Genomic DNA, 26428 nt, shown 5'->3' with positions numbered 1-26428 from the left:
TCCGGGGTACGGCTGGGTTTGCGGCAGAACCTGGCCCAATTCGCGCTCCTCGTCGCGGTAAACGCTTCTGGTCGGCGGGACCCTGGGCCAGGAGCGCACGGTGCTGCCGCTGCTCGCCGGGCAGGTGTTCCACCTTGACCTTCACACGGCGGCGCTGACCTACATCCTGGCGTTCGGTGTGGCGAAGGCCGGCACGAACTACGCCGCAGGTGCCCTGGCCGACACGTACGGCCGTAAACCGGTCCTCGTGGCCGGCTGGCTCATCGCCATTCCCCTTCCGTTCATGCTGATCTTCGGCCCGTCCTGGGGGTGGATTGTTGGGGCCAACGTGGTGCTCGGCATCAGCCAGGGCATGACGTGGTCCGCCACCGTGATGATGAAGATGGACCTCGTCGGTCCCCAACGGCGCGGCCTGGCCATGGGTCTGAACGAAGCCGCCGGCTACCTCGGCGTCGCCGGCACAGCCCTGGCCACCGGCTACATCGCCGCACAGCAGGGGCTCAGGCCCGGACCGTTCCTGCTCGGCGCCGCGTTCATCGCCGTCGGCCTGGGCCTGTCCGTCCTCACGATCCGCGAAACACGCGTCTACGCCAGACTCGAGGCAGCATCCCACGTTCCCGCCAACGCCGGCAACCACGCCCAGCTGACCAGCCGCGACGTGTTCATCCTCACCAGTTTCCGTGACAGGTCACTGTCGTCGGTCTGCCAGGCAGGCATGGTCAATAACCTCAACGACGGCCTGGCCTGGGGCCTTTCCCCCGTCCTCTTCGCCGCTGCCGGGCTGGCCGTCGACAGCATCGGCATCCTCGCCGCCGCGTACCCGGCCGTCTGGGGAGCCGGGCAGCTCCTCACCGGCGCACTCTCGGACCGGATCGGGCTCGCAAACGTCTGATCACCGGCGGCATGCTGGTCCAGGCCGCGGGCCCTAGCCATGATCGCTGCCGGGCAGGGCTTCGGGGTCTGGCCGGCCGGGGCGGTCCTGCTGGGCGCCGGTACCGCCATGGTCTACCCAACTCTTCTGGCCGCTATTGGAGACGTCGCCCATCCCCAATGGCCTGCCCGGTCAGTGGGTATCTACCGTCTGTGGCGCGACGGCGGATTCGCCGTCGGGGCCCTGATCTCCGGAATCATCGCCGACACCCTGGGCATACCGGCCGCCGTCACCACAGTCGCACTTCTCACCGGGGCCTCCGGCATCGTCGTGGCCTTGCGGATGCGCAGCACCGACCACCTGCCACGGTGACGACCGGCTCCTGACCGGCCGATACTTCATCCACGACCGTGTTAACCCCCTCGAAAATCCAGCACAAACGGTGCCCCAAACAGGGCTGTTGACACCCCACCCCGCCCGGCGTGTACTTGAATCGGCGCCTGTATTAACAGAAGCCAAGCCACGGAGCGGCCTGACCTTTCCGTGAGGCCGCCAAAGACGGAGGTCTAAAAATGGGACAAGCACGCGAGGCAATGGACCGCTTAACCGCAGCCGTGACGGCGAGGGACAAACAGACACAGGCAGCGTGTTACTCAGCTGATGCGGTGGCCTTCACGCCCGAGGAGGGCAAACTCGTTGGGCCCGAAGCCATCAGCAACTACCTGTCGCAGTTCGGGGAATCGTTCCCGGACATCACCTACGAGTACGCCGACAGGTACGAAGCCGGAAATGTGGCGATCGATGAGGGCTTTGTCGTCGGAACCAACACCGGGCCGCTGCTCATGCCGTCCGGTGAAAGCCTGCCTCCCACGGGAAAGAGCATCCGGGTCAGGAGCTGCGATGTCGCCCATGTCGAAGATGGCCTGATCACAAGCCACCACTTCTACTTCGACCAGATGGAGTTCCTCGGACAACTCGGGCTGCTTCCCGAATCCCTTTCCAAGTCCTGAACCCGCGGGACGGGAGCCCGCGGCCGCGTTAAGTTCAAGGATGCAACGACGACGACCGGCAGGTCCGCCTGCCCGGTCGGGGCGACCCGCCCCACCCGGACGTCAATGGAGAGGTAAGGTGACGGCATTGACCGGAGGTTCCCTGATCCGGCGGGTGAAAGAGGCCTACGAGAACCTCCCGCTGCCGCTCCCTGTTGTCGCCGCGATTGTCCTGGACATCCTCCTCGCCAGGCTCCGTCCGGTGCCGCTTCCCGGTCCCCGCGCCCTCCACCGGACCGCGGGGGCGGGACTGCTGCTCGCCGGCGTCGGCCTGAATATTTGGGCTCTGGCTGAACGGCGGCACCGCACTACTGGCGCGTTCGCGCTGGAGCGGCCGGAGGACCTGGTCACCACCGGCCCCTACACCATCACCCGCCACCCGATGTACATCGGATGGTGGCTCATCCAACTCGGAGCGGGAACCTTGGCTGGCTCATCCTGGGTCCTCGCGACCTTTCCTGCCGAACTGCTGGTCGAGCACCGCGCTGTCCTGGATGAAGAGGCCACGCTTGCCGAGCTCTTCGGCCGCGCCTACCTCGAATACTCCGACAGCGTTCCCCGCTACCTCGGATCCCCATTCCGGGCACAGAGCCCGTTCGATTCGAACAGCTGAAACTCCTCACCCAGCGACCGATCCAGGGCCGCTGGCGACAACCTAAGATAGGCATTGCCGCACCGCTGCAAACCCCAAGGGGAGAAGCCGATTCCAGAACAGGTGTCGAAACCGTCGTCATCGGCGGCGGCCAAGCCGGCTTGGCCACGGCCTTCCATTTGGGCGGACGTGGCCGTGACTTCATCATTGTGGATGCAAACCGCGACATCCGGCGACAGTTGGCGGTACCGCTGGGATTCGCTGCAACTGTTCACGCCCGCCGGATTCAGCCACCTGCCCGGCCTCAAGTTCCCGGCGCCACGGGCAGACAGGCCGACAAAGGACGCAATGGCTGACAGGAGCCGAAATTGCCCTTGATCTTGCCAATCCAGGTGACGCTGGGCACCATCGCTGGGTGTATCTCGCCGGCCGCGACGTTGGCTATTTGCCGGCGCTGGGCAGGTGGACCTACCCGCTCCTGCGACTACTGGGCAGGGCAGGCTCTGAACTGTCCCAAGGCGCCCTGAAGGGCGGAGCGGAACCAGTCGGCAGAATCTGCCCCGGCGCACTGGAAGCAGCTGGCATCACCCGGATACCGAATATCACCGGCTCGCGGAACGACTTCCGGTAACCGAAGACGGAAGGACCGTCAACGTGGACGCGGTGGTGTGGTGTACCGGGTTCGCTCCCGACTACCGATTCATCAAACTGCCCGTCTTCGACCACGCCGGCCACCTCACACACCTCAGGGACTTACCAGCGAACCAGGACTCTACGCCGTCGGCACACCACACCAGTCCTCCATCACATCCCACCTCGTTGGGGGTGTCGGCAAGAACGCCGAATACATCGTTAAACACATCACACGCACGGGACATCACTGATGAGTTCCGCTTCGCCTTCGAAATCCGCGCAACGGAACCCCCGGTGGAGGCGCCGCCTAACGACCCAAGCAGAAGGGCACGGTGCTGGGTGTGGAAACACATCCGCAGTTGGCGATGAAGGCGGCGGCTCTGATGGAGTCTGTGGCTCGGTTCAATCCGCTGATCGACGGCAATAAGTGGACTGCGTGCGAACGCAGCGGCGGTTTCGGAGATGGCCGGGGCGGAATTGATGACCGCGTCCCCAGATGAGCCGGAACGTGATTAGCCAACGCCCGTCGCCCGAACGTGCGAGGCGCGTCAGGCCCCGAACCAGCGGGCGCGTCGCACCGCGCCGAACTCCGCCTTCTCATCGGCGTACGCCGGCGACGGCCCCAGGAGCGGCGCGGTCGGCCCGCCGTCAGCGTGGAAATCGACGTCGACGCGACCGACGTCGCCGTGGCCGAACTCCAGGTAGCAGAGCCCGGTGCCCCCGGATGCAAGTCCGCCGGCGCCTCGGATGCTGCGAACGATGCCGTCCGCGACGACGTGGGCCGCGCTCTCGGCGAAGGTGCCGGCCTTCGGGATCCCGGTCTCGGCGCAGTCGCCGATCGCATACACCCCGGCGTACGGCGTTTGCAGCGTCACGGGGTCGACCGCGACCCAGCCGTCCCGCGCCAGACCCGCCTCGACGAGCACGTCGGGCACCCTGTGGGTCGGGATGCCAATGAACAAGTCGTACGGCTCGTCGTGGTCCTTGAACTGCGCGACCCGCGCGTCCGGGTCGATCCCGTGGATCCGGTGGCGTTTCGTGTACCCGATCCCACGCTCGGCCATCGCGCGTTCCAGCGCGGCGGATGCCTGGGGTGAGACCGGGATGGGCGACGGCTGCGGACTGACCAAGTGAAGGTTGCTGCCCTCGCGGATGCCGCGGGCGACGAGCCGGTCGTGGAGCAGCAGGATCGCCTCGTATGGCGCGGGCGGGCATTTGAAAGGGATGGAGAGCACGGCAAGCATCACCCGGCCGCCGCGGAACGCCGCCAGTTCGTCGCGCAGCCGCTCGGCGCCTGCGACCGTGTAGTACTCGAACCCTCCTTCGGCGAAGCCGGGTGTCGCGGCGAAGTCGTAGTCGGCACCGAGGGCGACGACGACGAAGTCGGGATCGTAAACCGCAGCATCGGTGACGACGTGCCGCGTCCTCGGGTCGATCGCGAGCACCCGCTCCTGGCGGAATTCCACGCCCGGCGTGCGGATCTCGCTGTAGAGGATCCGCACCTGTTCCGCGTTCTGGTGCCCGAAGAGGACCTCCAGCTTGGAGAAGCCGAACACGAAGGCGTCGTGCTGGTCGACGAGGGTGACGTCGACCTCGCCGGCAAGGCGCTCCGACAGTGTGCTCGCGAGTTCCAAACCTCCGAAGCCGGCGCCGAGGACCATGACGGTTGTTGTCATACACCTCATCTTGCGCTTTGGACGACCTTGCGTCCATGCCCGATGGGTGATGCCCGTCGAGCCGGTGGGCACCGGGTGCCGCCCTAGGAGCAGAAGACACAACACTCACAGGGCCGGGGGTTTGCTGGTCGCACCGCAGGCGGTGCAACGGTAGAAATAGACGCACGCGTTCGTCGGCAGAGACATCAGTTTGAGGCGGGCGGGTGTTCCGGGCCAGTGCTGGTCCAGTGGTCCGATGCCCGCTTTGCCGATGGTCGAGCGGAAGGCCTGGGCCACAACGATGACGTCATCGGCGTATCCGATGACCGGACAAAATGACGGGCTCGCTTGGGGCCTGTTCCCAGTACTGTTCGCCGCGGCAGGCCTGACGGTTGAGAAGATCGGCATCCTCGCAGCCGCTTACCTCGCGGTCTGGGGAGCCGGCAGCTCGTCACCGGCGCCCTTTCTGACCGGATCGGGCGCAAACCCCTGATCGTCAGCGGGATGCTTGTCCATGCGGCGCATTGGCTATGGTCGCCGTCGGGCAGGACTTCGGGATCTGGCTTGCTGCAGCTGTGCTGCTCGGGGTCGGCACCGCCATGGTCTACCCAACACTTCTCGCCGCGATCGTTGATGTCGCCCACCCAACTGGCGGGCCGGATCCGTCGGCACCTATCGGTTTTGGCGCGACAGCGGGTTCGCCGCAGGTGCCCTGATCTCAGGGATTGTCGCCGATGCTTACGGCCTAACCGCCGCCGTGGGGGTCGTTGCCGCCCTTACCGGAATATCTGGCATCATCGTTGCCGTACGAATGCCGCATCGACCACAAACCCATGCACCTGAGACAGGCACATCCTCCCTCAGGAAGCAATAAGCCCCGCTCGGACTGCCCGGTCGTTGGTCAGCGCTTCAGTAACAGCGGGGGATAGTCCCTGTTCTGGGCGTGGCGCACGTGTTCCCAGCCCAGGGACTGCCAGAACGCGTCTTCGCCTCCGGGCGGACGGGCGAACACCGTCCGGCCGGGATGCTGTTGGCGAAGCAGGTCGATGGCCCGGGTGCCGAGCCTCTGTCGGCGGCGCCCTTCAGTGACTTCCATGAAGTCGATCGCTAGCCCTTCTGCCGCCTCCGGACCTCGTCGCCGGGATCCGGAGGCGGATGATCGACCATGATCATCCGGACGACTTTCTCGCCGCCCCGGTGAAGCTGTAGAAGAGGTCCGAGCGGGAGGCAACGATGGCTTCGTTGGCCTGCCAGCAGGCTTGGGTGAAGTGCTCCCGTGCCTCAAACGATTAAGCGACCGGTGAGCACCTGCTGTGCGGTTGAGGCGGCACAGGCATTCGCAGGGCAAACCGTCGGGAATCCACGAATTCGCTGCGATCAGCCCGCACGAGCTGGCATTAATCCACCACCAGGAGGACTCTCGCCAGTTCGCAGTCTTGGATGGACGCCGCTCATGAGTCCGACTGTTCTATCGGCAGCCCTGCCGCCTTCCACTCCGGGAAGCCCTCCTCCAGTCTTGTGGCGAGGTGCCCTTCGTCCGTGAGAAGCCGCACGGCCTCGTCCGCATACAGGCAGTAAGGTCCGCGGCAGTAGGCGACAATTTGGCTCCCTTGGGAAACCTCGTGCAGCCGAGACTTAACGTCCGAGAAGGGCATGGAAAGCGCACCCGGGATATGTCCGGCCTTATACTCTTGCGCCGGCCGCACGTCCAGCACAACGACGTCGCCCTGCCGCAGCCGCAGCCGCAGTTCGTCGCGCGTGATCGTGCTCAGGTCGGCGCGATCGCCGACATAGGCACGGACGAGATCGCCCAGCTCGCGGGCGTGCGCTTCGGCTGTCTCCCGAAGTGCCCGCCACAGTCGCTCGACCGCCGTGCCGGCAAGGGAGTAGTAGATCCGTGTCCCGGAGCGTCGGGAGCAGACGAGGCCGGCTCGCAGCAGACGCTGCAGGTGCTGGGATGTGTTGGCCACAGTCTGGTGGATCTCTACGGCCAGCTCCTCAACGGACCGCTCGCCCTGCCCAAGGATATCGATCAGCTCCGCCCTCCTGCCGTTCCCCAAGGCCTTGGCAGCTTCGACGAGGGCATCGAAGAGGGCCTCCTTGTCCTGCTGGTCGGCCACTCGTGTCTCCTATTCAAGAGTTCTCTTGACAAGATTACCGTTGGGGGATTCTTATTCAAGTACCTACTTGAATAAGAAAGGGGGTGGTGGCCGTGTCCACCATCCAAACTCCCCAAGGGCAACAGTCCCGCCTTCGGACAGGTGCCGCTCTCATGACGCTGGCTGGGCTGGCCTTCGTCGGTTACGCCGTCATCTTCCTGGTACTCAACTTCACGGACGCCTTCCTCGAACTCGGCATCGGCCCCGATCAAGTGGACAAGGGGAAAGCGGAGATCGAGGCGTTCAGCCCGCAGCTGTATCACTACATCAGTCATCTGCACATCGCGGTCAGCGGCTTCATTGCCGCGACCGGGCTGGCCGTTGCAGGCCTGTCCTGGTACGGGGTGCGCCGCGGAGAATGGTGGGCCTTCGTCACAGCCGTTATCGTTCCGGTCGTCGGGCTCGCCGTGGCCCTCCCCGCGCACTACCCATGGGGTCTTGCCACGCTTGGGCACCTCGGCCTGATCTACCTCGCCGTCCTCATCTTCCTGGTAGGGGTCGTGGCAGCCTACAGCGGAATGCGAAGCCCCACTACCACACACCACTGACACTCACACAACCGACTGAATCAACCTCCAGCGGCTACGACAACGACGGAAACCTGACCTGGCCTTGTTCCTGTCAGTGCTGCACGGCGCAAGCATTCCATGTGCGACCATTTGGTCACTGAGCCGGGCCAGGCGGTACGCGGGGCTCTAGGTCCAGAATTTCTGGACATGGCAGGTCTTCCATCTCATGCCACCCACGATCAGGTAGCTAACCTCGGACGTTCGTGCCATCCGGCATTGTCGTAGCATCTAATTTTGCCATCGTGGGCTCTTGGCGTGGTGTGCGCTCTGTCAGTTCTAGGTGGGGGCGGGGCGCGTCGTGAGTGATGGGCTGATGAGTGCGGCCAGTGCCTGGCGCCTAGACCCGACCCTCCGGCCGGTGGGAGCTGGGGTAGTTTTGGATCTCCTTTGGGTCCTCAGCGAATCTCTTGGCGGGCCGCCGGGTCCACTGCCATCACGCCCGTGTAGACGTTGTCGAAGTCCACGAACATCGCGGCGCGGATGCCGACTGCCTGAACTGGGGAGAGGATCACTCAGCTCGGTGCGCCGACTGCAGTGCCGTTTTGCCCTCGCGTTTCTGGGCCTTCTGGAGCGTCCACGGAGGTGATGGGGCGGACCGGGCCTGCGACTCCGGCGCGACTTTCAGCGCCGCTGGTGACCACGCGGTCTCATGACGTCGGTCATTCCTTGGGTGCTACTGGGTAGGAACTGGTGAGGGCGATTCGGTTGAAGGTGTTGATGCCGACCGTCATCCAGGTGACCGCTGAGACCTGCTGAGGGGTGAGGAACTCGGCGGCTTCGTCGTAGAGGGGCCGGTTCGCATGCGAATCGGCTATGCCGGTGACGTACTCGCTGAGGCTCAGCGCGGCCTGTTCCTGTTCCGTGAAGTAGGACGTCTCCCGCCATGCCGACAGGACCGCGAGACGTTCAATGGTCTCGCCCTTCTTGATGGCGTCTCCCGTGTGGAGGCGCAGGCAGAAGGCGCAGCCGTTGATCTGCGAGGTCCTGATCTTTATCAGTTCGATTAGCAATGCCGGCAGGCCGGCGTCGCTGGCGGCAGCATCGGCCTGTGCGGATAGCGCAATCGCCATCTTGTACAACTCGGCGTGTTCCTTGGATACGTTGATGTTGATAGGGGTCATGACAGACATAGACTTTTCAATCCTGTTCTTGTGTAAGTCCGGTGAGGGGCTTCCTCAGCTGTTCTTCCAGTCTGCGAAGTCATGTGACCAGAGCCAAAGAAGTGGGACGAAGTTGCCGGTGGCGTGCCACCTGCATTCATGCCCAGGGGCGTGACCAGAGCAAGTCGCAAGGGGTTTTAGGTGTTGCGGTGCGGAACTCCTTTCGATCGGGCGTTTGGCCGAAAGAGAGGAAAACTCGCAGGCTATTTCGCCCGGCTCTGAGCGTGTGCAGTGGAGATTCCGCGTAGTGCAAGGTCGGTCAGCGCAGCAACGAAGGGCTCATCAATGCGCTGCCCGCTGACGAGCAGGCGGTGATGGACTGCGCCGTAGATCGCATCAATCGCGGTTCCGAGGTCCGCTTCCTTCCTGATCTGTCCGCGGCGCTGGCCTTTGACGAGGATGACCAATAACGATTTCCGGCGTTCCTGCAACAGGGTTCCCCGATACAACTGGGCAAATTCGTCGTCGTTGATCGCGTCGACGATCAACCCCGAGACGGTGGAGGCAGCGCCGGCGAAGTTCAGGCAGTAGGCCAGCTTCATCAGGTATGTCCGAAGGTCCTCGATCGCGTTCCCCGTGTCCGGCACAATGGTGAGCTTGTTGGTCTTATAGGTGTAGGCCTCGAAGATGAGGGCCTGTCGGGAGGGCCAATGCCGATAGATCGTTGACTTGCTGACGCCGGATGCGCGCGCCACGGCATCGATGGTCACCGACGGATAGCTGAGGCGGTCTATGAGATCGGCGGTGGCCAGAAGCACCGAACGCCGAGTTTCCGTCGTGGGCCCACCGACCTTCCCGGTCTTGCGGCCCGATCGGGAAGTCAACGTGACCCCGTCACCTTGGACGTGCAACCGGTCCTCCTCATCCCCGCAATGGCATCGCATAGTGTCGCCTCTTCAGCTTTACACCCACCAAATCAGGCTCCACAAGGCCATATCGCCGACGCCGTCCCGGAAGGAACGTCGTTCGTTCTTCTCTTCTTTGTTTCCGACCGGACCCGCGTGCTGAGCGGCGGGCGCAGGTCCTTCTCCCCTGCTTCCGACCGTGCCCTTCACGGCGAAATGCCCGCCGGCGATCATGGTGGCAAAACCGAGGACACCGACGACGATGTTCGGAACGACGCCCGGCAGTGCTGCACCCAGCAGCACGAGCAGAAATCCAGCAACGGCAGTGGCTGCCCCGATGACGACATGGAGGGCGGAGCGGCTACGGGCTCTTTCCGGTTCCATCGCCGTGGCAAATTGCGGGTCTTCGCCTCTGAACTGCTTCTCGAGTTGCTCCAGCGAATTCCTTTCGTGCTCCGTGAGGGCCATCAACGCCTCCCGGCTAAGGGGGTTTTGCGAGTCTCGCCGGATTTGACGTGGACTCTATGCGGACTTTGAGCCATTGGAAATTGCCTATCGCTGTGGTCGGGAAGTAGTGGGGCAGAGGCGCAGTCCGGAGATCCCCGGCTGCCAAAGGTTTGGGGCGTCGAATTGCGGGGACGGTGCCCGGTCCGCCTTCCGGCGGAGTAGCACCGTCCCTGCCGGGATAAACCCCTTACTGGGGGCGCCCGTATGTTTCGAGGAGTCGCAGCCAGACCTCGTTGACGGTGGGATAGGCCGGGACGGCATGCCACAATCGGTCGAGCGGTACTTCTGAGACGACCGCGATGGTCGCGGCCTGCAGCAGTTCGCTCACGTCCGGGCCGACGAAGGTCACGCCAAGTACTACTTGTCGCTCTTCGTCAACGACCATCCGGGCAGTGCCGGTATAGCCGTCGGCCCGCACACTGGCGCCAGCGACGTGCCCAATCTCGTAGTCGACAACACGGACGGAGTAGCCGCGCCGACGCGCCGCCGCGGCGGTGAGTCCCACGGAGGCGATCTCGGGGTCAGTGAACGTGACCTGTGGCACCGCCTCGTGGTTGGCCGTCGCCACATGGGTTCCCCACGGCGCGTCCGAAACTGCTGTTCCGGCCGCGCGGGCTGCGATGACGTCGCCGGCTGCCCGGGCCTGGTATTTGCCCTGGTGCGTGAGCAGGGCCCGGTTCGTCACGTCCCCGGCAGCATAGAGCCAGTCGAATCCCGGAACCAGCATGGTGTCGTCAGTCTCGATCCACGCCCCGGGCTTGAGCCCGATCGAATCGAGGCCTATGTCCCCAGTGCGGGGTGTGCGACCGGTCGCGACGAGCACCTCCTGGGCGGAGATGGTCCTGCCGTCCCCGGTCTCGACGATCACGCCGCTTTCGTCCCGGGTGACGCGCGTGGTTTTCGTCTCGAGGATCACGGTGACACCTTGGGCGCGGAGGGCTTCCGCTACGAGCTCACCGGCGAACGGCTCCATGCCCGAGAGAAGCCCGCTGCGGGAGATCAGGGTTACCACCGTGCCAAAGGCTGCAAAAGCTGTCGCCATCTCGGTGGCAACAACGCCGCCGCCGATTATCGCAAGGCTTTCAGGAACAGTCTTGATGCTGGTTGCCTCCCGGCTCGTCCATGGCCGGACATCAGTGAGTCCGTCAATGTCGGGCAGGAGCGCATCTGATCCCGTGGCAACCGAGACGGCATGACGTGCGGTGAGCACCGTCGTCGAACCGTCCGTGCCCGTGACGGTGACCTCCTTGGACCCTGTCAGCCGGCCCTGACCGCGCAATAGGGCTATGCCAGCGCTTTCGAGCCACTTAACCTGCCCACTGTCGGACCAGTTGCTGGCGAATGAGTCCCGGCGTGCCAGAACAGCGTGCACGTCGAGTTCACCCGTCACGGCCTGCGCGGCCCCGGGAACCTGCCGGGCTGCCCGCAACACCTGGACGGAGCGTAACAGCGCCTTTGAGGGCATGCATGCCCAGTAGGAGCACTCGCCACCGACGAGCTCATTTTCGACAATCACGGCGGTCAGGCCGCCTTGGACGGCACGATCGGCGATGTTCTCTCCGACGGCGCCGCCGCCGAGCACGATCAGGTCATATTCTGCTGATCCGATGTGGGTGCTCAACGTCCGGGCGCCCGGACGTTGATTTCCTGAAGGAGCCAGCTGTTGCCGTCCGGATCGCTGAAGGAGGCAAATGACTGGTAGTCGGCGCGTTCCGGATGCGGGCCCGCAACGCGGTACTGGTTGTCCAAGTGGAAGATGAATCCGTCCGCGTAGTGGAATACCTCGGAGACGTCGACACCCTTTTCAGCAAGATCGGCGCGGGTCGCGAGGACGTCCGTCACGGCGAAAAGCTGATTCTGGAGTGACCCTGGTGCAGCGCCGGTGATGCTCTTGCCGATCATGATGGATGCTTCCGAACCGGGAGGGGTCAGCTGCGCCACCCGGAAGTCTTCGCTGGCGATGTAGTCGATATCGACGCGGAATCCGAGCGATTCGTAGAAGGCCTTGGCCCGGTCGACGTCGGAGACTGGAACGAACAGTACTTCAAGCTTCAAATCCATGGTGATAGTCCTTCTTTCTTTTGGGGGGTCTTTTCTAGGCGCCTGGCCGTGCCAGAGCCAGTCTTGGCGGTCTTAGCCAGCGGTGAGCCGGTGCCCCGCCGCGGCCAGAGTCCGCGTCATGTGCTCCGCGTACCACTGCGGCCATTCGGTGTCGTGTACGCCGCCCAGGACTTCGGCTTCGTGTATGCCGTGAGCAGCCGCGGCCTGCTTAAGAGCGTCCGTCAGTATCTCGGTGGTGGAGTGCGCCATTGTGGTTCCTTCTCAGTGGGTATTGACGATCTGTGGGATCCCGCCGCCGGGGGAGGGACAGGGATCCTGGGGGAAGTGCTGAAGAATGCGGCAACCACTTCTGCGTCACCTGTTCAACTGGTAACGATACTGACATGCCTCATCGTCACCTGTCAAGGCGGTTACTTTACGGAAGAGGTGCCAGAGCCCCTAGCTTGACGTTTTAGTAGTCAGCTCCTACGCTCTAACTACTACAAGTGAAAGTCAGGTAGGTGGGATCGGTGTCAGTCAAGCTCAATGGCGCACTGGAGGATCGGGGCGCCTGGCGCGTGGAGAATTGCTCCATCGCCATGACGATGGACATCATCGGGACTCGGTCATCGATGCTCATCCTGCGGGAGGCGCTCTACGGCACCACCCGTTTTGACGACTTCGTGCGACGGACAAGAGGGACCGATGCCATAGTTTCGGCCCGGCTCAAGCATCTGACGGAGATTGGCCTCTTCGAAAAGCGTCCGTACCAGGAAGAGGGCAAGCGGAAGCGCTATGAATACGTGCTGACGCCGAAAGGTGCAGATCTCATGCCGGCGGTATTCGCACTGATGCAGTGGGGCGACCGGCACTTGCAGCCCGACGACGGCGGCCCGTTGCGGCTCGTGAAGCGCGGCACGGACATTCCGGTCGTGATCGGACCGCACGCCCGATCCGAGGCGCAGCTCGAGATCGATGATCTCGAAATTGCCGCAAACGGCAACTGGATCGAGCAGGGGCACGCCTGATCAATCAGCGGCACAGTGCCGCCTGGCGCGGGACCTCAACAAACAAACCAACTACGTTGCCGGAGGATCGTTGGCCGGCGGAACAGAAGCCTTTCAATGTCAGCTAGTACGTCACTCGAAACTCGTACACCGGCCGCCGGCGGTCGTTCCAGGATCCCTGCCGGGTTGGCTTTCGCGGGAAACGCGGTCACCTTCATCAGCCTGTACCTGGCGGCGGGTGCGCCTACGCCACTGCTCGCTTTCTACCAACAGCAGTGGCATTTTCCGGCAGCGGTCCTGACCCTGGCGTTCGCCGTGTACGCGATCGGCTTCCTTGCTGCCATGCTGACCGTTGGTTCGCTCTCCGACCATGTGGGCCGGCGGCCCGTGCTGATCGGAGCGCTCCTCGTTCAACTCGTAGCGACTCTGATGTTCCTCGTAGCACCCGACATCGCGTGGGTGATCGCGGCCCGCGTCGTGCAGGGCCTCGCCACCGGGGCTGCCACCAGTGCATTCACGGCTGCTCTTGCCGAACTCGCTCCCCCGACCCGAAAGAGATTGGGCAGCTTTCTTGGCAGCGTCGGCATGACCGCCGGACTCGCCGTCGGCGCATTGCTTGCGGGGTTCGCCATCCAGTTCACGGCCGAGGCGAACACGGTCATCTTCGCCGTCCTCACGATCGTGACCGTCCTGGGAATCGTCGTCGCCGCGCTCTCGCCCGAGAGTGTGACCCGCGCGCCCGGAGCCATACGTTCCCTGATCCCGCGCGTCTCTGTTCCGCCAGCCGCCAGAAGGGAATTCGTCGCGGCCGCCCCCGTGATAGCCGCAATCTGGATGCTTGCGGGTCTTTCCCTCGGACTCGCGCCAACGATCGTGCGCAGTGCCTTCCACTTAAACAGCGGCCTGGTCAACGGCCTCAGCGGTTTCATTTCGCCGGCGACTGCTGCTGTCGCGGCTGTCGCCTTCGGACTGCTTAGCCCCCGGCGCGGAATGACCGTTGGCATCTACGCTTCCATCGCTGGGACGATCGGCGTCGTGACCGGCGTGCTCGCCGGAAGCCTCGCACTCATGATCGCCGGCCTGGTCATCACGGGCATCGGCTTCGGCGCAGCCTTTTCCGGATCACTGCGCCTGATCATGCCGCTGGCCGGGCCACAGCAGAGAGCGGGAATCGTCGCCGCAATATACGTTGTTGCCTATGTCGCCTTCGGCCTGCCAGTCATCATCGCCGGCCAGCTGGCCGGTCCGCTTGGTCTCATACCGACGGTTGTCGCGTATGGAGCCGCGACCGTCGTCCTCGCACTGATCAGCCTTGTGGCGCAGCTCCGGATCAGCCGCCGCGCCCAAGCGTGAAAGTTCCGGGGAACCTGGACACGATGTCGTCGACGGGGAAATCACCCTCGACGTCATTACCGGGATAGGGGAACGCTGAAGCGGGGCGGCTATTTGCTGGCTGCAGAGACCAGCTTCCCTTCTCTTTTCCGGGCACGGTACGCGGCCGCTTTCATCTTGTTGCCGCAGGGGTCCATGGCGCACCATTCCCGACGCGCTCCCCGGGACCGATCGATGTAGACCCGCGTGCACTCGTGGTTCGCGCACTCCTTGAGCAGCGGCACCTCGGATCCGCTGAGGACCTCGATGGCATGTCGTGCCACAGTTGACAGCGCCTCTATCGGGGTTGCTTCGGTCACTCGCCCGTTTGGCGTGAGCTGCGGGATGGCAGACGGTGTGCGGGCTGCGGCGTTCACGATGGAGAGGGCGTCGCCGTCGTAGACATTCCCGTCTACTTTGGCGTGAACGAGGGAGTAGATAGCCTCTCGGATCACGAGGGCCTGGTCAAGGTCGGCCGGTTGAAATTTGGTGTCCCCGTCGATGATCCCTGATTCACGGAACCACGAATCCAGGCTCTCAGGAGAGTCGAACATCTCCAGCGGCACTTCGAGCCGCGAGCGCACCGTAGCGGCGAAGTCGAGGGCCGGATTGCCGCACACAAAAGAATGCTTCATATCACCAGTTTGACAGGTGACGATTCTGAATGCAAAGATCATCACCCGCTTAACTAGTAACGGATCTAGGGATTCGCGGCCATTGCAAGCCCATCCCTCAACAAACACACACCGCCTTCGTTCATCCCGGACCATCGCGGAAGCCTCCAGCCATCCGGCATGGAGAAGAAAATGCTTCCGCGAAACCCGATCCCGCCCACCGAACGGGGCCGTGATGTCCCTCCCAGACCACGAGCACAACCAGATTGAACAGCCAGCGACGCAGCCGCCAAAGAAAGGTCACATGCCTGCCAGCAGCCGTGGAACCACGGACTCCCGCTTCTGCCTGAACGGGGTCGATTTGAGTGCACGACGCTTGGCGTCGGGGATGTCGCGGCGGGCGATGCGGAGCAGCAGGGCGCTGGGTCGATGAGCCAGTCCGATGAAGGCAGACGGCCGGTAGAAGGATCCGGCTGGGAGGTGTTCCATATGCAAGGCTGCTGGTCCAAGGCGTTGTGCAGAACGACTTCGAAAACGTGCAGGGCTTCATGGGCGGCGCCGGACAGATCGATGTTCCACCTGTAGAGCCGGATCGCCTCTTGCAGGCCTGGTGTCTCGCGGATGTAGGGTGCCAGACGCTCGGGGCTGATCCTGTGCTGGAGGACCAGTTCGATCGGTGTTTGGTGCGCTACTGTCGTAGGAATAACCTGTGGAGGAAGACAGGGACAGGTTCCCTGTGATGGATTTCTGAGGGGTCCCGACGCCAGGCGCCGCGGGGCCTTCAGCCGTTAACTGCGAGGCACCAAGCCCCTTCTGCGAGGGCCCGGCCGGCCACGAACTCGGCTAGGTATTCCCGGCATCCAGCGTGTTCCGGCGGTGCCCGCTATGGAGCGCGCCGAATGCCACGGACGCTCCGCAGGGTTCTGGACATTCGTCTCAGGGGTAGGGTTTGCCATAGTCGACGAAGGGGTCAACATGAGCTACAAATATCGAACCGTCCGGGTTCGCGGTACTGAGATTGTTGGAACGGTTGCCCGGAAGCACGGAAGCGGGCCCGAAATCTACGAGACGGCCAAGGACCCGAGCACATCAGTGGTGCCGGTGTTCTTCGAAGCGACAGGCGAGGTCCGTTTTTTCGACAGGTCGGTGCTGGAGGACGTCGTGGCGCCTGCGGGTTAGCCGCTGAAGTACGCCTCCCGGCCAGTGCATGCTCAGCCCTTGCAGGCGGCGACCCACAACTTAGGACTGGGCGAACCCGTCCGTAGTCCGCTCTCTCCACCGCAAAGAAGATCGTGTTCCCTTAGCGGGGGAACACGGTCGCGGACTGGGCCGTATGTGGGTCGGATCGGGCCGGATTCCGCATGTTTCCGCGGAAGGCCAGTGTCAGCGTAACTTCGTTCGCGCGGCCGTCGCACGGGCGACGGGCAAGCGCCCAAGACTGATGCACCTGACTTTGGGACAGGCGGCCAACGTTCTGGAACGTGTCGGTCAGAGCCCGGCTAAGCTGACGGGCGGCGGCCGCGGGGTGCCGGCGCTAGACAAGACCGGGACGATTGCCCAGTGGACCTTGTTCGGGATGTTGGTGCTGATTGTGACGGTATCCTCGCCGATAGGCTTCGTGCTGGGCGCGGGGATCGTCGGGCTGGTGTTCCTGTTGCGGAAGCGGCGCCGCGATCGGCAGGCGTTGGAGGACGCGACCTGGTCGGGGAGTCCAGGCCGCGCCGCGGGAGGAATCTCTGTTCCTGATGTCCAGCTTGAGACACCGGCGAATCACGCGGCCCCGGAGCGGATCACTTTGGATGATCAGGCAGAAATTTCTCCAGGCACCCGGCACATTTCTCCAAGGGGTCAGCTTTACCGCGTGTCGCTCGGCCGGTCGGAATGGCCGAACGTCGAAGTCGTGGGCGAGCACGTGTACAGCCGGGCGATCAAAGCCGTGCTCCGCGCCAGTAAAGCGCCGATCGCTGTGGGGAGCGACAGTGAAGTCGAAGGCGTACAGGTGGAACTCGTGGCCGAGCCGTATAACCCGTATGACGTGAATGCCATCAGCGTTCGTTGGCGGGATCAAGTCCTGGGCTATCTCAGTCGTGAAGACGCGATCCGCTACGCGCAACCTATCAGGAGAGTAATTGCCAGTGGGCTCGCTGCGGCCACGACGTCCCGCATCTGGGCTTACGACAGCGGTGAGCGGCTCGAGGCCCGGGTCAACGTCGCACTGCCTGAGCCGGAGCTGATCGCGCCGCTCAACGAGGCCCCCACCGGCGTCAACACCCTTGTACCCTGGGGGTCGGCGATTCAAGTCCTTAAGGAAGAGGACCATTTCGACATCCTTTTCAGCCACGTTCCACCAGAAGGGGTCTGCCTCCTGCTAGTCAGTCTCCACAGGGCGATCCGCATTCTGAAGAACGGTGTCGAGCGTCCATATGTCGAAGTGCGGCTCGACGGCGAACGCGTCGGTGAGCTCAGGAGCGTCACTTCTGCACATCTGTTGCCGCTTCTCGAGCACACCGAGGCTGTCGGGGAAACCGCTCTCGCTTACGCAAAAATCACCGGCTCAGCACTCGCGGCCCAGCTTGTTCTGTACGCCGCCAAGGCCACCGAGATCAGCAACGACTGGCTATCCGACGGGCCGCACCCCGCCCCAAGGCTCCTCCCAATGGCCACAGAGTACGACGTCCCACCCGCTTACGCCATTTAGGCGATACTCTGCGAAACTGTCGGGCACCGACCTAGTGGGTGTCGTCAGCTGAGGAGAGCGGGTTGTACGAGCCTGCGGGAAGCGGCACCGTCCCGGCTACGGAGGGTGGATACTCGGTCTTATGCATCAATTGTTGAGCCGCCTGTCGGCCACGCTGTCCAGTCCAGGGCAACGGACCGCCGCCGTCAGCCAACGGCGGCCGAGGATCGTGACGTCGTGCTGGAATGTTGGTGAGTGAAGTGAAGCATTCCATCTGGGCCTTACTGGCCGCAGTCTTGTGGTTGTGCGCGTGCACCAGTCCAGGCAGTCCGGTCACGGGGCATTCCGGGGTTGTTACCGGTTTCGTCCTGACCGGCCCGGTCTGTCCGGTCGAACGTGTTGGTCAGGAGTGTCCACCGCGCCCCGTGTCAGGGGCGGCGGTTGTGGCCATGGACGGGGATGCCGAACGGGGCTCAACACAAACCGATAGCACCGGGGCCTTCCACCTGACGCTGCCTGACGGTCACTACGTGCTGAGAGCAACCAACATCGGCGGTTACGCATCGACGGCTACCAAGCTGGTGGTCATCTCAGACACGCCCGTTCACGTCACGCTGGTTGTCGACAGCGGGATTCGCTAAGCATGATCGGCGCAGGGCTGGCAGATATCGCGGTCACTCAAAGCCACGAGCGATCACATGCATCGTCGTTGCTGTGGCGGCGTGGCGAGCGTAGGCCCGCGTCGCCTGTTAGGAGAGCCCACGAGAGGGATGGAGTGTTCGCCGTACTTGTCGTAGGGGAGGTCGGCGGCGTCGGCGGCGTTGGTGATATTGAGTCGACGCAGGGGTGGCGTTGTCGGGGACGAAGGCTGCGGCGTTGGTGTTGAGCCAGCCGGGCGCGAAGTCGTAGTCTGCGGCCATGTCGGCGACGACGGGGTGGATAGTGTGTGGGTCGGCGTAGCTGGCGTCGATGTCTGCGGTGGGGCGGTTGCCGACGACCTGGAGGATGAGGGCCGCACCGCCTACCAGCTTGACGTCGCCGTGAGCTCCGGCGGCCTGTAGGCGCCTGCCGAGTTCATGGAGGAGGGCGCGGATTTGTTCGGCGGTGAGTTCTCCTTCGGTCACGCGGTGGCCAGGCTGCGTTCGCGCATGAAGACGTTCAAAGCGGCGAGTTCCGGGGGCGTCTCGGCGCGAGTGAGTTGTTTCATGGGTTCGCCGATGGTGCGGTAGGACTCTGCCGGCATCCAGGCCGCGTCGAGGGGCTTGATCCGTCGCGTCCAGGTTGGTGCTGCTTGGCCGAGCCGGCGTGCGGTGTAGTTGGTGATTCCCGCGAGGGCCGCTGACCAGTGCGGGTCTTTGAGGCGGGGGCTGCGCTGGAGCAGAGGGGTGCCGGCGGTGAGGGATGCGGTGGCGTAGTCGGCGAGCATTTTGATTGCGAACTCAAAGTCCCGCTCGGCGATGAGGCGCGTGAAAGTTGTCGCGTAGTCGCGGCGTGCCGGGTCGAAGTCGCAGCCACGGGGGATGGGATCGGTGGCGGCCAAGGACAGGCCGAGGGCGGACATGACGGCTAGCGTTTTGCCTAGTTCGGCACGGTCATGACCGGATTCCAGATCGATGAGAAACTTCCGTGACACCCCGGCCATGTTGGCAAGGGTCTGTTGTGACAGCCCCTTGGCCGTGCGGCGGGCGCGGATGATGGCGCCAGCCGCTGCGGGGGTCTCGATGGTGCTCTCCAGTGTCATGGCATCCCTTCCACTGTCCAGTATGTCACCGAATGGTGACATGTGCATACGAGGGGCGTCCGTGGCTAGGTGGATCCGATGGGGATGCCAGGATCCCGTGGACGCAATTGATCGGCCAGGTGAGTCTCCGCCGAGCGGATCATGAGATTGGCAAATGGAGGTGGTGTAGGCATGGAGATATTCCATGCCGACCTGGTCTTGTACGCAGGAGCTAATGCCTGCGGGCGCGCCATGCGGCCGTGGGTTCAGGCCGAGTGGAGCCTCTGAAAGCTTTGAAGCGACGGAAATTGGTGTCGGGACCATGTCCACAGTTGGTCTTCGGATCGGGTCTTACATCGGCGGGACTGGCTCGGATTGCCTTTGTTTTCGGGAGTTCCCAATGATTGCAGGGGAGGGAATGCAGCTCGAGTCCCACCTCGGGTACGTTTTCCCACGTCAGAGGCGTTTTTTGCTTCTGATGTGTGCACATTCTCCTTCCGCGGGGCCCTTTGAGGCCGGCTGCGGATTGCGTCTGGCGCTGCGGGCGCTATGAAATTATGTGGGTGGCGGGGTCAGGACACTGGCAAGTAGGCCCTCCGTTTGCTGGGGTGTGGGGGGCATTTGTGTCTCCTTCCGGTTGATGTGGCGGCCGTAGCTGGCCTGTCACCTTTTCATGTCTGCCCGTTGCGCTGATGACATGACCTGGATGAGTGTTTCTTGAGAACCTTCCGCTTTTCGCTCCATCTTGGAGTATGGAGGAGCGGGAATGTGGCCGTTTGTCCGGCCAAAGGCGTGTGGACACTGTCCACACCGTGTCCACGGGCCTTTATTTACCTTGCAGTTTCGTCCCAATCCTGGAACTTTCGGTTGGCACCAGTTCGTGCGCGCGGACGTTCCATTCGACATGACCTGGACGAGGAATCAGTGCCGCTCGCCTCGTGACCGTTTGATCGGCTGCCCAACTGGCCATCTCGTCAGTCTTTTCCGCTGGTCGTCCGTTTCTGATGACACGTATCCACGCTCTGCGTCGATGATCCTGACATGAACTGCGGGGGAGACCGGGGAAGCCGGCCGTGTCCGCGGCGAAGGTGCCTGAGGGCGGTTGCGCTGGCTGGAACGGCTCGCGTGACTGGGATCGATGGTGTGTGGGACTGGAGACCACCTACTTCCGCAGTGTTGTCGCAGCTCAGAGGCATTCCAGATCACGTGTCTGGACAATTTTCCGGAGAGGCCGGTTTTGCGGGTCAGGCCGCGCTTCTTGGCAAACACAGACCAGATCCGCTGGCTGCTGCACAGCCGGGCCACCCGGATTTCTCCGGCGCTGAAACCCTGGTGTTCGAGCTCGTCGGCAATGAACCGGTACCCGAACGCCGGATCGTCCCGGTGGACGTCCACCGCGGCGTTGATCAGGTGCGCATCAGTCCAGCCGCACTCCGTGACCGGCGCTGCCTTCCATGAGTAGAAGGCCTGTTTGGAGAAACCCAGCACCCAACAGGCCACCGCGACGGGAGTATCATCTGCGGCAAGGTCAAGGACCAGCAGGAACTTCATTTTGGGGGCAACTCCGGGGCGAAAAACGCCGCCGCCCGGCGCAGGATCCCATTCTCCTGCTTCAGCAGCCGGCCGCGCTTCCTGGCATTTCTGAGCTCGGTGGCTTCCTTCTCCGTCGCTCCGGGACGGACGCCGTTCTCGATGCCGGCCTTCTTCAGCCAGTTTTGAAGGGTTGCTTCGGAGATCCCTAAGTCTTTAGCGATCTGCGACCGCGGAGCTTCGTGCTTGCGCGCAACCGCGACCACGTCATGACGGAACTCAGCGGGGAGAGGCTGGGGCGTGCAGACGAAGAAAGGCCCGGCCGCTAATTGTTCATGCACGAAGGACAAAACCGCCGTCGTGGTATGCCCGCTCTTCGGCTCACGGGCTTGGGCAGGGATCCAGCGAACGACGGTTCATGAGGGCCGACAATAACGCCAGCGTCTTGAATTTGACAGTCGGTCATCGTGAACGATCCACCTTAATGGTTCGGTAGACCTACAGCCTCCGTCTCGTCCGAAATTCGCATGTGCTGCCGCGATCGATGTCTAGCTCCAGCTAGCAGGCACTAAAAAGTCTTTCGGCTCGCGGGAGTCCGCCTAGGGGCTGATCTTCGTCTTATACCATGTGATGGCTTGCGGTGTGAAGCAAAACCCAGGTGGTCTCCTTTCTGCCATATTCCAGAGTTCGCTCGCTTCGTAGTAGTGGTCCATTCCGAGCAGGTTCACTTGATGAGCACGCATCCCCACCCATATAAGGTGCTGCACCGCGTCCTCGAGAGAAGAACTTGCTGAAATAGCAAGGGGTGCGATGTTCCGGTGAATAGCGCTAAGGAGGTCTGCCAGCGTGCTTGGGGCTGGGTCGGCGGCGTGGTAAGCGCCCGCTGGACAATGGTTGCGCAGGGCCAGAGCGGCCACCAAATGCCCTAACTCCTCCACGTCAATCATGGAAAGTCTGGCGTCGCCGTCATTAATCGTGGCACCGAGAGTCTTAACCATGCGGACAACGCCCGGTATGAACCAGCGGTCACCGGCCCCATAGATGAGGCTTGGCCTAATTACCAGTCCACCCGCCGCAAGAACAGCCCTATCCAATACTGACCGGCTGCTACTTGCGGCAGACTCCGGGTGATAGTTGGCCTTCGATGCACGCATCCGGATATGAGGCCCGGAACCATAGACTGCGGTGGTGCTGATTTGAATAAGGCGCTCGACGTTAGCTTCTTCACAGGCCCGGATAACCGACAGGCCACCGTCAACATTGACCCGTCTTGCAAGCACTTCATCGTCTCCCACGTAGGAGGCGGCGTTGATAACAACGTCCGAGTGTCTAACTGCTCTTGTGATTGATTCCGGCCACGCCAGGTCGCCGCTGAGAACCTTTGTTCGAGCGCCAGCAACGAACCGGTCTGCCCTCCTTGTTAGGATGGAGAGCAGGATATTCTCGTGTGCCTCAAGCGCTGCCAGGATGCGGCTTCCGATGAAACCTGTAGGCCCAATTAGCAACACTCTCAGTGGTTGAGTCGGATGGTTGCCATAGTCGGTGAACTGCTGAGGACGCGGGCTATTGGCCGTCGCACTAGAGTTGAGGTTCATATATGGTCCTTCAGGACCGGGCGAAAGTAACGCGCGAGGCGATAATCGCCGGCGCCGCCGCCATTTTCGAAGAGCATGGGTACGGGAGTGCCAGTCTGACGCAGGTGTCTGAGACGGCCGGGGTGACAAAAGGAGCGCTGTATTTTCACTTCCAGTCCAAGGACGACCTTGCGAAAGCGGTAATTGAGGAACAGCATCGTGTCGTTGTGTCGCAAAGTCAGGCGATCATTAGGGGAAATTTCCGTCCTCTCCAAACGATGATTCTGATGTGCGGTGCCTTTGGCCAGAGCCTTGTAACGCGCCCGATAGTGAGGGCCGGCATTAGGCTTACCCTTGAAGGGACGGCGTTCGGGCATCACATCCGTGGTCCGTACGAAGACTGGATCTCGACTATGGAGAAGTTCGCCGAGCTGGGTAAGACTGAACGTCAGATTCGAACCGATCTCGATGCCGGAGCTCTTGCCAACTTTCTTGTCGCATCCTTTACCGGTGTGCAGATGGTATCTGGTGTGCTGACAAATCGTGCTGATGTTATGCGACGCATTGCAGACATGTGGACAATTATCTTGCCTGGAATCATGCATGAGGAGTATGAAGAGGACGCACGGGAACTAGTTCAGCTAGTGTTCGACGTGCCTGAGCCGCTATAGGCGCACCTTTCCTAACAGCTGATGCTACTGCCCGCATCAGAACGCTGCTTCCTGCTTGAATGCGTAGGTGCGCCGTCAAGGATTCTGTTCCGAGGAAAAGATCCTCAAGGACGACCAACGTCGAGTCTCCCAATTCAGCAATTGCCAGAAACTCGCCTTTGAAGGAACTAAAATCCAGTTTCGGGTCCTTAATGGCCAAGCGAACGGTTTGCCTCACAGCTTCCATTAGAAGGACTCCAGGTATGTGGTCAAGAGGGTGGTCGAACAATATCGGATTGGTGACATCAACCCTAAGAGGCCAGGCACACGGAAGTTCAGCCTCGCCCAGGACTACGTTCAGGACGGAGGTGCAACCAGCGCGTCCGGCGTCGACTGGAAGTATTTGGGTAGCGCCGACCCCGTTGCGTCGACGTGTCCGGATCCGATCGTACGCAGCCGCTCCGACGATACGGGCCGTTGCAGTTCCTCTGGCAACCTCGTCGCCCCCAGAAGTAAAGATCGCTGTGGAGCGAAAAGCCGAAACGCCGTTAGCTGTTCGTCGAATCTCTGAAACGGTGACATCAGCTGTAATTTCTGCGGGGTGTGAAGGATCAGAGTAAGCATTCGGCACTATGGAAATATCCATCTCAGGCATTAGAAACTGCGTGTTAAATGAAACGCCAAGTTGACTGTGCGCCACAAGCACCGTCAGTTGACGAAGCGTTTCGATAACAAGTGCAGAATCAAATTGATCGCCTCTGCAGTTGTAGAAGACGTGCCATCGTGGCCACTGAGCCGTAACCGTGAATGAGCTGTCTGACGATGCCCGGATTCCTGTGAGAAAAACTTCCGACACTGCCAATCGATGAACCAACTCTCGACTTACCGGAGCAGCAAAGGATCCGCTCGTGGAACGGACAGAATCAAAGCCTGCAGACAATTTTTACCCCCAAATATCGTCACTCAGGGAATCATACCCGGCGGTCCGTCTCGCGCCGAGGCACGTTGATCCCCTGCTTTGGTTCAGTTCCGACGACGGCCGCTACTTAGCAGAATCCGGAAGGGCACCCCTGAGTCGATTATGTCGCCGAGGTCCATCTTGTCCGAAGACTCCTTCGACTCCTATGACTACCTCGGCCCCCAAGGTATCAAATTGATGGATGGAGGGCCGTCCCGGGTCTCGTCCAGGGCAATGCCCATCTCTTGGAGGAACCTCTCGAAACTGACTTTGGGGCTCACCCCCGAATCGAAATCTCGTCGACGTGAACTTCGGCGGGTAGTCGAGGATAGCGGCGGACTTCTCGAACTGGTCGCGTGTGAGGGCCGGGTCCGCTCAAGTTAATCTGATGGCCCCACTTGAGGGGCGCCTAATTCGCACGAAACGTCCTGTACATCGTTGTCCTTACCATGCGGCGGGCCCATAGCAGGCAAAATGTAGGCCCCACCATGCTTTGTTTGACACAAACCGGCCTTTCGGGCCGGCATTTGCTGACGTCGTTGACTTAGCATGGTCGTACTGATAGAAAAATACCGATCGCCCGGTTTTTTGGTGACGCATAGGAGCCCTAACAGTCGGCTTCGAAATTCTGAAATGTTCGGGGATGAACACACACCCGAACATTGGCGTGCCACAGACTCCCACTGTTAAAGGAAGGTCGCGACGTCTATGTCCGTCGAGCTAGAGGTGGACCCAAAATGAACGTTTCAACGGGGTCGTATCAAAGAGTGCCAGGAGAGACCAGTGAACTGGGCAAGACTGCCCCGGAGCTTTGGGATCAAATGACTTCGCTCGATCCTCCTGCTCCTGTCGTAGTCGAGCGTATCGGTAGCAAGGACTTGTCCGCGGCCCGGGAAATTGTCGAAGAGGCCGTTTTTGCAATGGGTCCCAGCGGGCGACGGATGGTTCCCTCTGCTGGGGCGATCTTTCCCTACGCCATTTTGGTCCTATGTCGCTATGGGGCTGTCCAGGGAAACGGCCGAGGCACTGCGCCGGCAGCAACATGGGGATTGTTTCGTTTGGGGGCAAACGGGTCAGCCGTGACCCGCGTTCCGGTTCCAGCTGCTGCCGCCGCGACGTTGTCTCAGATTATTCCGCTATCCACGGACTTGGATCAGTCATACATCCTCACCCTGACCCGGCCCTGGCTCTCCATGCGAAAATACGGTCCACGTGGATATTTGTACTCGCAGGTTGACGCTGCCCATGCTGCAGTAAACATCTTAGGCACGGCCCTTCAAACCGTCGATGCGGCGCTGCATGTTGATCCGTCAGACCTGGCTGCGCGGTGCATCCTGGCAGATTACCTGCCCTTCCACGAATTGCACTCTGTGCTGGTACTGCGGAACCGAGCCGATCGACGCGGAACGTTTTATTTTGATGTGGAGATCGAAAATACGAGTGCCAAGAAGACCCCGGCTTTCAACTTCGAGGCGCAAGCGTGGAGCGGTCTTGTCGACCCTCTCGAAGCCAATGCCGTTTGGGTGCATGCGCCGGGTCCGGAGCCGGTCATAGCCACGAAACAGCTAGAAAGCGGGCAGGCAACTCTTATTTCTGATTGGCGTGAGTTGTCCCAAAAACGGAAATCCGCCAAGGCCTTCTCTGCCCGGAAACTCACCCTCGCGGCTCTCGACGGGGTTCTGGAGTCAATCGGAACCCCGTTGCCGACGAACCTCACCACGGGTGGGCAGGGGAGCGTGGAACTGACTGTCGTTTTGAGCCATAATGCCTCGTTCTCCTCTGCAGAGGAAGAGACGCTCGCCCGGCGCTTTAGTGTCCGCCGCATAGAGAGCCCAGACCACGCCGGGGGGATCGTCAAGGCGTGCATGGGGCAAAGACACGTCGCCCATGCTCAGGCTTTTCTGGTTCTACACTCGCGTCGCACCGATGTAATCCCAAGTCCCGAGACTCACAGCATACGGCGTGTACTCTTTCGGGCCGGTGCCGCAGCCCAGCTGGCGTATTTGGGGGCGGCTCGTCACGGAATCGGAGTATTCACAGTCGGCGGATTCGATGCCAGCGCCTGGAAAACTTACGCGCAAATCGGATCAGACGATGAAGTGTTATGCCTGCTAGCACTCGGGTCGGACGTCGCCAAGGATAGCCCTCGAGCCGACCAGGAAGAGAAGGCTACGGCCCATGGTGAATAGATTTCGGGCGAGCGCAGACACGGGTCTAATCAGCGTGGACTCTGCAAGGCAACGGCCA

The 26428-nt window shown here is 62.2% G+C and carries 25 protein-coding genes and 3 pseudogenes; 12 read left to right on the top strand and 16 right to left on the bottom strand.

Translation table 11 applies throughout. The features are described from left to right. The first annotated feature begins 12 nt into the window (after positions 1-12). The 3 genes and pseudogenes from NFC73_RS07025 (at position 13) to NFC73_RS07015 (ending at position 2533) form a co-directional block, all read left to right on the top strand. A pseudogene (locus tag NFC73_RS07025) lies at positions 13-1243 on the top strand (MFS transporter). Positions 1244-1443: 200 nt separating this feature from the next. Further along, a complete protein-coding gene (locus tag NFC73_RS07020) occupies positions 1444-1881 on the top strand; it encodes an ester cyclase (RefSeq protein ID WP_141140326.1) in 438 nt (145 codons plus the stop codon). Positions 1882-1999: 118 nt separating this feature from the next. Then, complete coding sequence (locus tag NFC73_RS07015) at positions 2000-2533, top strand: methyltransferase family protein (protein WP_254748817.1); 534 nt, start codon at positions 2000-2002, stop codon at positions 2531-2533. Between the two features lie 1160 nt (positions 2534-3693). Here the strand turns inward: NFC73_RS07015 and NFC73_RS07010 are convergent. Continuing rightward, positions 3694-4821, bottom strand: a complete 1128-nt coding sequence (locus tag NFC73_RS07010; RefSeq protein WP_254748815.1) for an NAD(P)/FAD-dependent oxidoreductase — start codon at positions 4819-4821, stop codon at positions 3694-3696. Positions 4822-5131: 310 nt separating this feature from the next. Here NFC73_RS07010 and NFC73_RS07005 point away from each other — a divergent pair. Then, positions 5132-5674, top strand: a pseudogene (locus NFC73_RS07005) (MFS transporter); the annotation flags it as partial. Positions 5675-5701: 27 nt separating this feature from the next. Here the strand turns inward: NFC73_RS07005 and NFC73_RS07000 are convergent. Beyond that, on the bottom strand, positions 5702-5896 hold the full coding sequence (locus tag NFC73_RS07000; protein ID WP_254748813.1) for a hypothetical protein: 195 nt from the start codon (positions 5894-5896) through the stop codon (positions 5702-5704). Positions 5897-6251: 355 nt separating this feature from the next. Continuing rightward, on the bottom strand, positions 6252-6920 hold the full coding sequence (locus NFC73_RS20865) for an ArsR/SmtB family transcription factor (protein WP_141140333.1): 669 nt from the start codon (positions 6918-6920) through the stop codon (positions 6252-6254). Between the two features lie 152 nt (positions 6921-7072). Between NFC73_RS20865 and NFC73_RS06990 the strand changes: the two genes are divergently transcribed. After that, positions 7073-7507, top strand: coding sequence for a hypothetical protein (locus tag NFC73_RS06990; RefSeq protein ID WP_254748811.1), 435 nt, complete (start codon positions 7073-7075; stop codon positions 7505-7507). Positions 7508-8187: 680 nt separating this feature from the next. On the opposite strand, the gene NFC73_RS06985 is transcribed toward NFC73_RS06990, so the two are convergent. The 6 genes from NFC73_RS06985 to NFC73_RS06960 all read right to left on the bottom strand — a co-directional run bounded on the left by NFC73_RS06985 (position 8188) and on the right by NFC73_RS06960 (position 12350). Beyond that, entirely contained in the window at positions 8188-8658 is a 471-nt protein-coding gene (locus tag NFC73_RS06985; RefSeq protein ID WP_254748809.1) for a carboxymuconolactone decarboxylase family protein, read from the bottom strand. A gap of 233 nt (positions 8659-8891) precedes the next feature. Further along, positions 8892-9446 carry a TetR/AcrR family transcriptional regulator gene (locus NFC73_RS06980; protein WP_254748807.1) on the bottom strand — a complete coding sequence of 185 codons (555 nt, stop codon included), beginning with the start codon at positions 9444-9446 and terminating at the stop codon, positions 8892-8894. A gap of 144 nt (positions 9447-9590) precedes the next feature. Next, entirely contained in the window at positions 9591-10001 is a 411-nt protein-coding gene (locus NFC73_RS06975) for a DUF3040 domain-containing protein (RefSeq protein WP_254748805.1), read from the bottom strand. Between the two features lie 226 nt (positions 10002-10227). Further along, positions 10228-11649: a dihydrolipoyl dehydrogenase family protein gene (locus NFC73_RS06970; protein WP_372494595.1), complete on the bottom strand. Its 1422-nt coding sequence runs from the start codon at positions 11647-11649 to the stop codon at positions 10228-10230. 8 nt (positions 11650-11657) lie between these two features. After that, on the bottom strand, positions 11658-12101 hold the full coding sequence (locus NFC73_RS06965; protein ID WP_254748801.1) for a VOC family protein: 444 nt from the start codon (positions 12099-12101) through the stop codon (positions 11658-11660). Positions 12102-12173: 72 nt separating this feature from the next. Continuing rightward, positions 12174-12350 carry a hypothetical protein gene (locus NFC73_RS06960; RefSeq protein WP_254748799.1) on the bottom strand — a complete coding sequence of 59 codons (177 nt, stop codon included), beginning with the start codon at positions 12348-12350 and terminating at the stop codon, positions 12174-12176. A gap of 260 nt (positions 12351-12610) precedes the next feature. On the opposite strand from NFC73_RS06960, the gene NFC73_RS06955 reads away from it, so the two are divergent. Then, entirely contained in the window at positions 12611-13108 is a 498-nt protein-coding gene (locus NFC73_RS06955; RefSeq protein ID WP_254748797.1) for a winged helix-turn-helix transcriptional regulator, read from the top strand. A gap of 96 nt (positions 13109-13204) precedes the next feature. Then, positions 13205-14440, top strand: a complete 1236-nt coding sequence (locus tag NFC73_RS06950) for an MFS transporter (RefSeq protein WP_254748795.1) — start codon at positions 13205-13207, stop codon at positions 14438-14440. An 89-nt stretch (positions 14441-14529) separates the two neighbouring features. On the opposite strand, the gene NFC73_RS06945 is transcribed toward NFC73_RS06950, so the two are convergent. Together NFC73_RS06945 and NFC73_RS06940 are read right to left on the bottom strand one after the other, a co-directional pair. After that, positions 14530-15093, bottom strand: coding sequence for a CGNR zinc finger domain-containing protein (locus NFC73_RS06945; protein ID WP_254748793.1), 564 nt, complete (start codon positions 15091-15093; stop codon positions 14530-14532). 279 nt (positions 15094-15372) lie between these two features. Further along, positions 15373-15561, bottom strand: coding sequence for a hypothetical protein (locus NFC73_RS06940; RefSeq protein ID WP_254748791.1), 189 nt, complete (start codon positions 15559-15561; stop codon positions 15373-15375). Between the two features lie 486 nt (positions 15562-16047). On the opposite strand from NFC73_RS06940, the gene NFC73_RS06935 reads away from it, so the two are divergent. The 3 genes from NFC73_RS06935 to NFC73_RS20710 all read left to right on the top strand — a co-directional run bounded on the left by NFC73_RS06935 (position 16048) and on the right by NFC73_RS20710 (position 18390). Further along, positions 16048-16251 carry a hypothetical protein gene (locus NFC73_RS06935; RefSeq protein WP_056343633.1) on the top strand — a complete coding sequence of 68 codons (204 nt, stop codon included), beginning with the start codon at positions 16048-16050 and terminating at the stop codon, positions 16249-16251. 154 nt (positions 16252-16405) lie between these two features. Continuing rightward, positions 16406-17770, top strand: a complete 1365-nt coding sequence (locus NFC73_RS06930; protein ID WP_254748789.1) for an HIRAN domain-containing protein — start codon at positions 16406-16408, stop codon at positions 17768-17770. A gap of 224 nt (positions 17771-17994) precedes the next feature. Beyond that, positions 17995-18390 (top strand): carboxypeptidase-like regulatory domain-containing protein, encoded by a 396-nt coding sequence (locus NFC73_RS20710; RefSeq protein WP_256548678.1) that lies wholly within the window; start codon positions 17995-17997, stop codon positions 18388-18390. Between the two features lie 108 nt (positions 18391-18498). Here the strand turns inward: NFC73_RS20710 and NFC73_RS06920 are convergent, their stop codons facing one another. From NFC73_RS06920 to NFC73_RS06905, 4 genes and pseudogenes are all read right to left on the bottom strand, one after another. Beyond that, positions 18499-18873, bottom strand: coding sequence for a DUF6036 family nucleotidyltransferase (locus NFC73_RS06920; RefSeq protein ID WP_254748784.1), 375 nt, complete (start codon positions 18871-18873; stop codon positions 18499-18501). Continuing rightward, the gene (locus tag NFC73_RS06915; protein ID WP_254748782.1) at positions 18870-19490 is read right to left on the bottom strand and encodes a helix-turn-helix domain-containing protein; all 621 of its coding nucleotides are present in this window, start codon (positions 19488-19490) and stop codon (positions 18870-18872) included. Before NFC73_RS06915 ends, NFC73_RS06920 begins: the two co-directional genes overlap by 4 nt. A 1209-nt stretch (positions 19491-20699) precedes the next feature. Further along, positions 20700-21340, bottom strand: a pseudogene (locus NFC73_RS06910) (transposase); the annotation flags it as partial. Positions 21341-21598: 258 nt separating this feature from the next. Then, positions 21599-22594, bottom strand: a complete 996-nt coding sequence (locus tag NFC73_RS06905) for an NAD-dependent epimerase/dehydratase family protein (protein ID WP_254748780.1) — start codon at positions 22592-22594, stop codon at positions 21599-21601. Between the two features lie 2 nt (positions 22595-22596). Between NFC73_RS06905 and NFC73_RS06900 the strand changes: the two genes are divergently transcribed. After that, positions 22597-23244: a ScbR family autoregulator-binding transcription factor gene (locus tag NFC73_RS06900; protein WP_254748778.1), complete on the top strand. Its 648-nt coding sequence runs from the start codon at positions 22597-22599 to the stop codon at positions 23242-23244. On the opposite strand, the gene NFC73_RS20985 is transcribed toward NFC73_RS06900, so the two are convergent. Continuing rightward, complete coding sequence (locus NFC73_RS20985; protein WP_504967592.1) at positions 23171-24163, bottom strand: ScbA/BarX family gamma-butyrolactone biosynthesis protein; 993 nt, start codon at positions 24161-24163, stop codon at positions 23171-23173. The two genes, NFC73_RS06900 and NFC73_RS20985, sit on opposite strands and share 74 nt — an antisense overlap. A 755-nt stretch (positions 24164-24918) precedes the next feature. Between NFC73_RS20985 and NFC73_RS06895 the strand changes: the two genes are divergently transcribed. Beyond that, positions 24919-26370, top strand: a complete 1452-nt coding sequence (locus NFC73_RS06895) for a nitroreductase family protein (RefSeq protein ID WP_254748776.1) — start codon at positions 24919-24921, stop codon at positions 26368-26370. Positions 26371-26428 lie beyond the last annotated feature (58 nt).

This window comes from Pseudarthrobacter humi, assembly GCF_024294965.1.
Classification (GTDB): domain Bacteria; phylum Actinomycetota; class Actinomycetes; order Actinomycetales; family Micrococcaceae; genus Arthrobacter; species Arthrobacter humi.
This window is presented reverse-complemented; position numbering and strand designations above follow the sequence as displayed.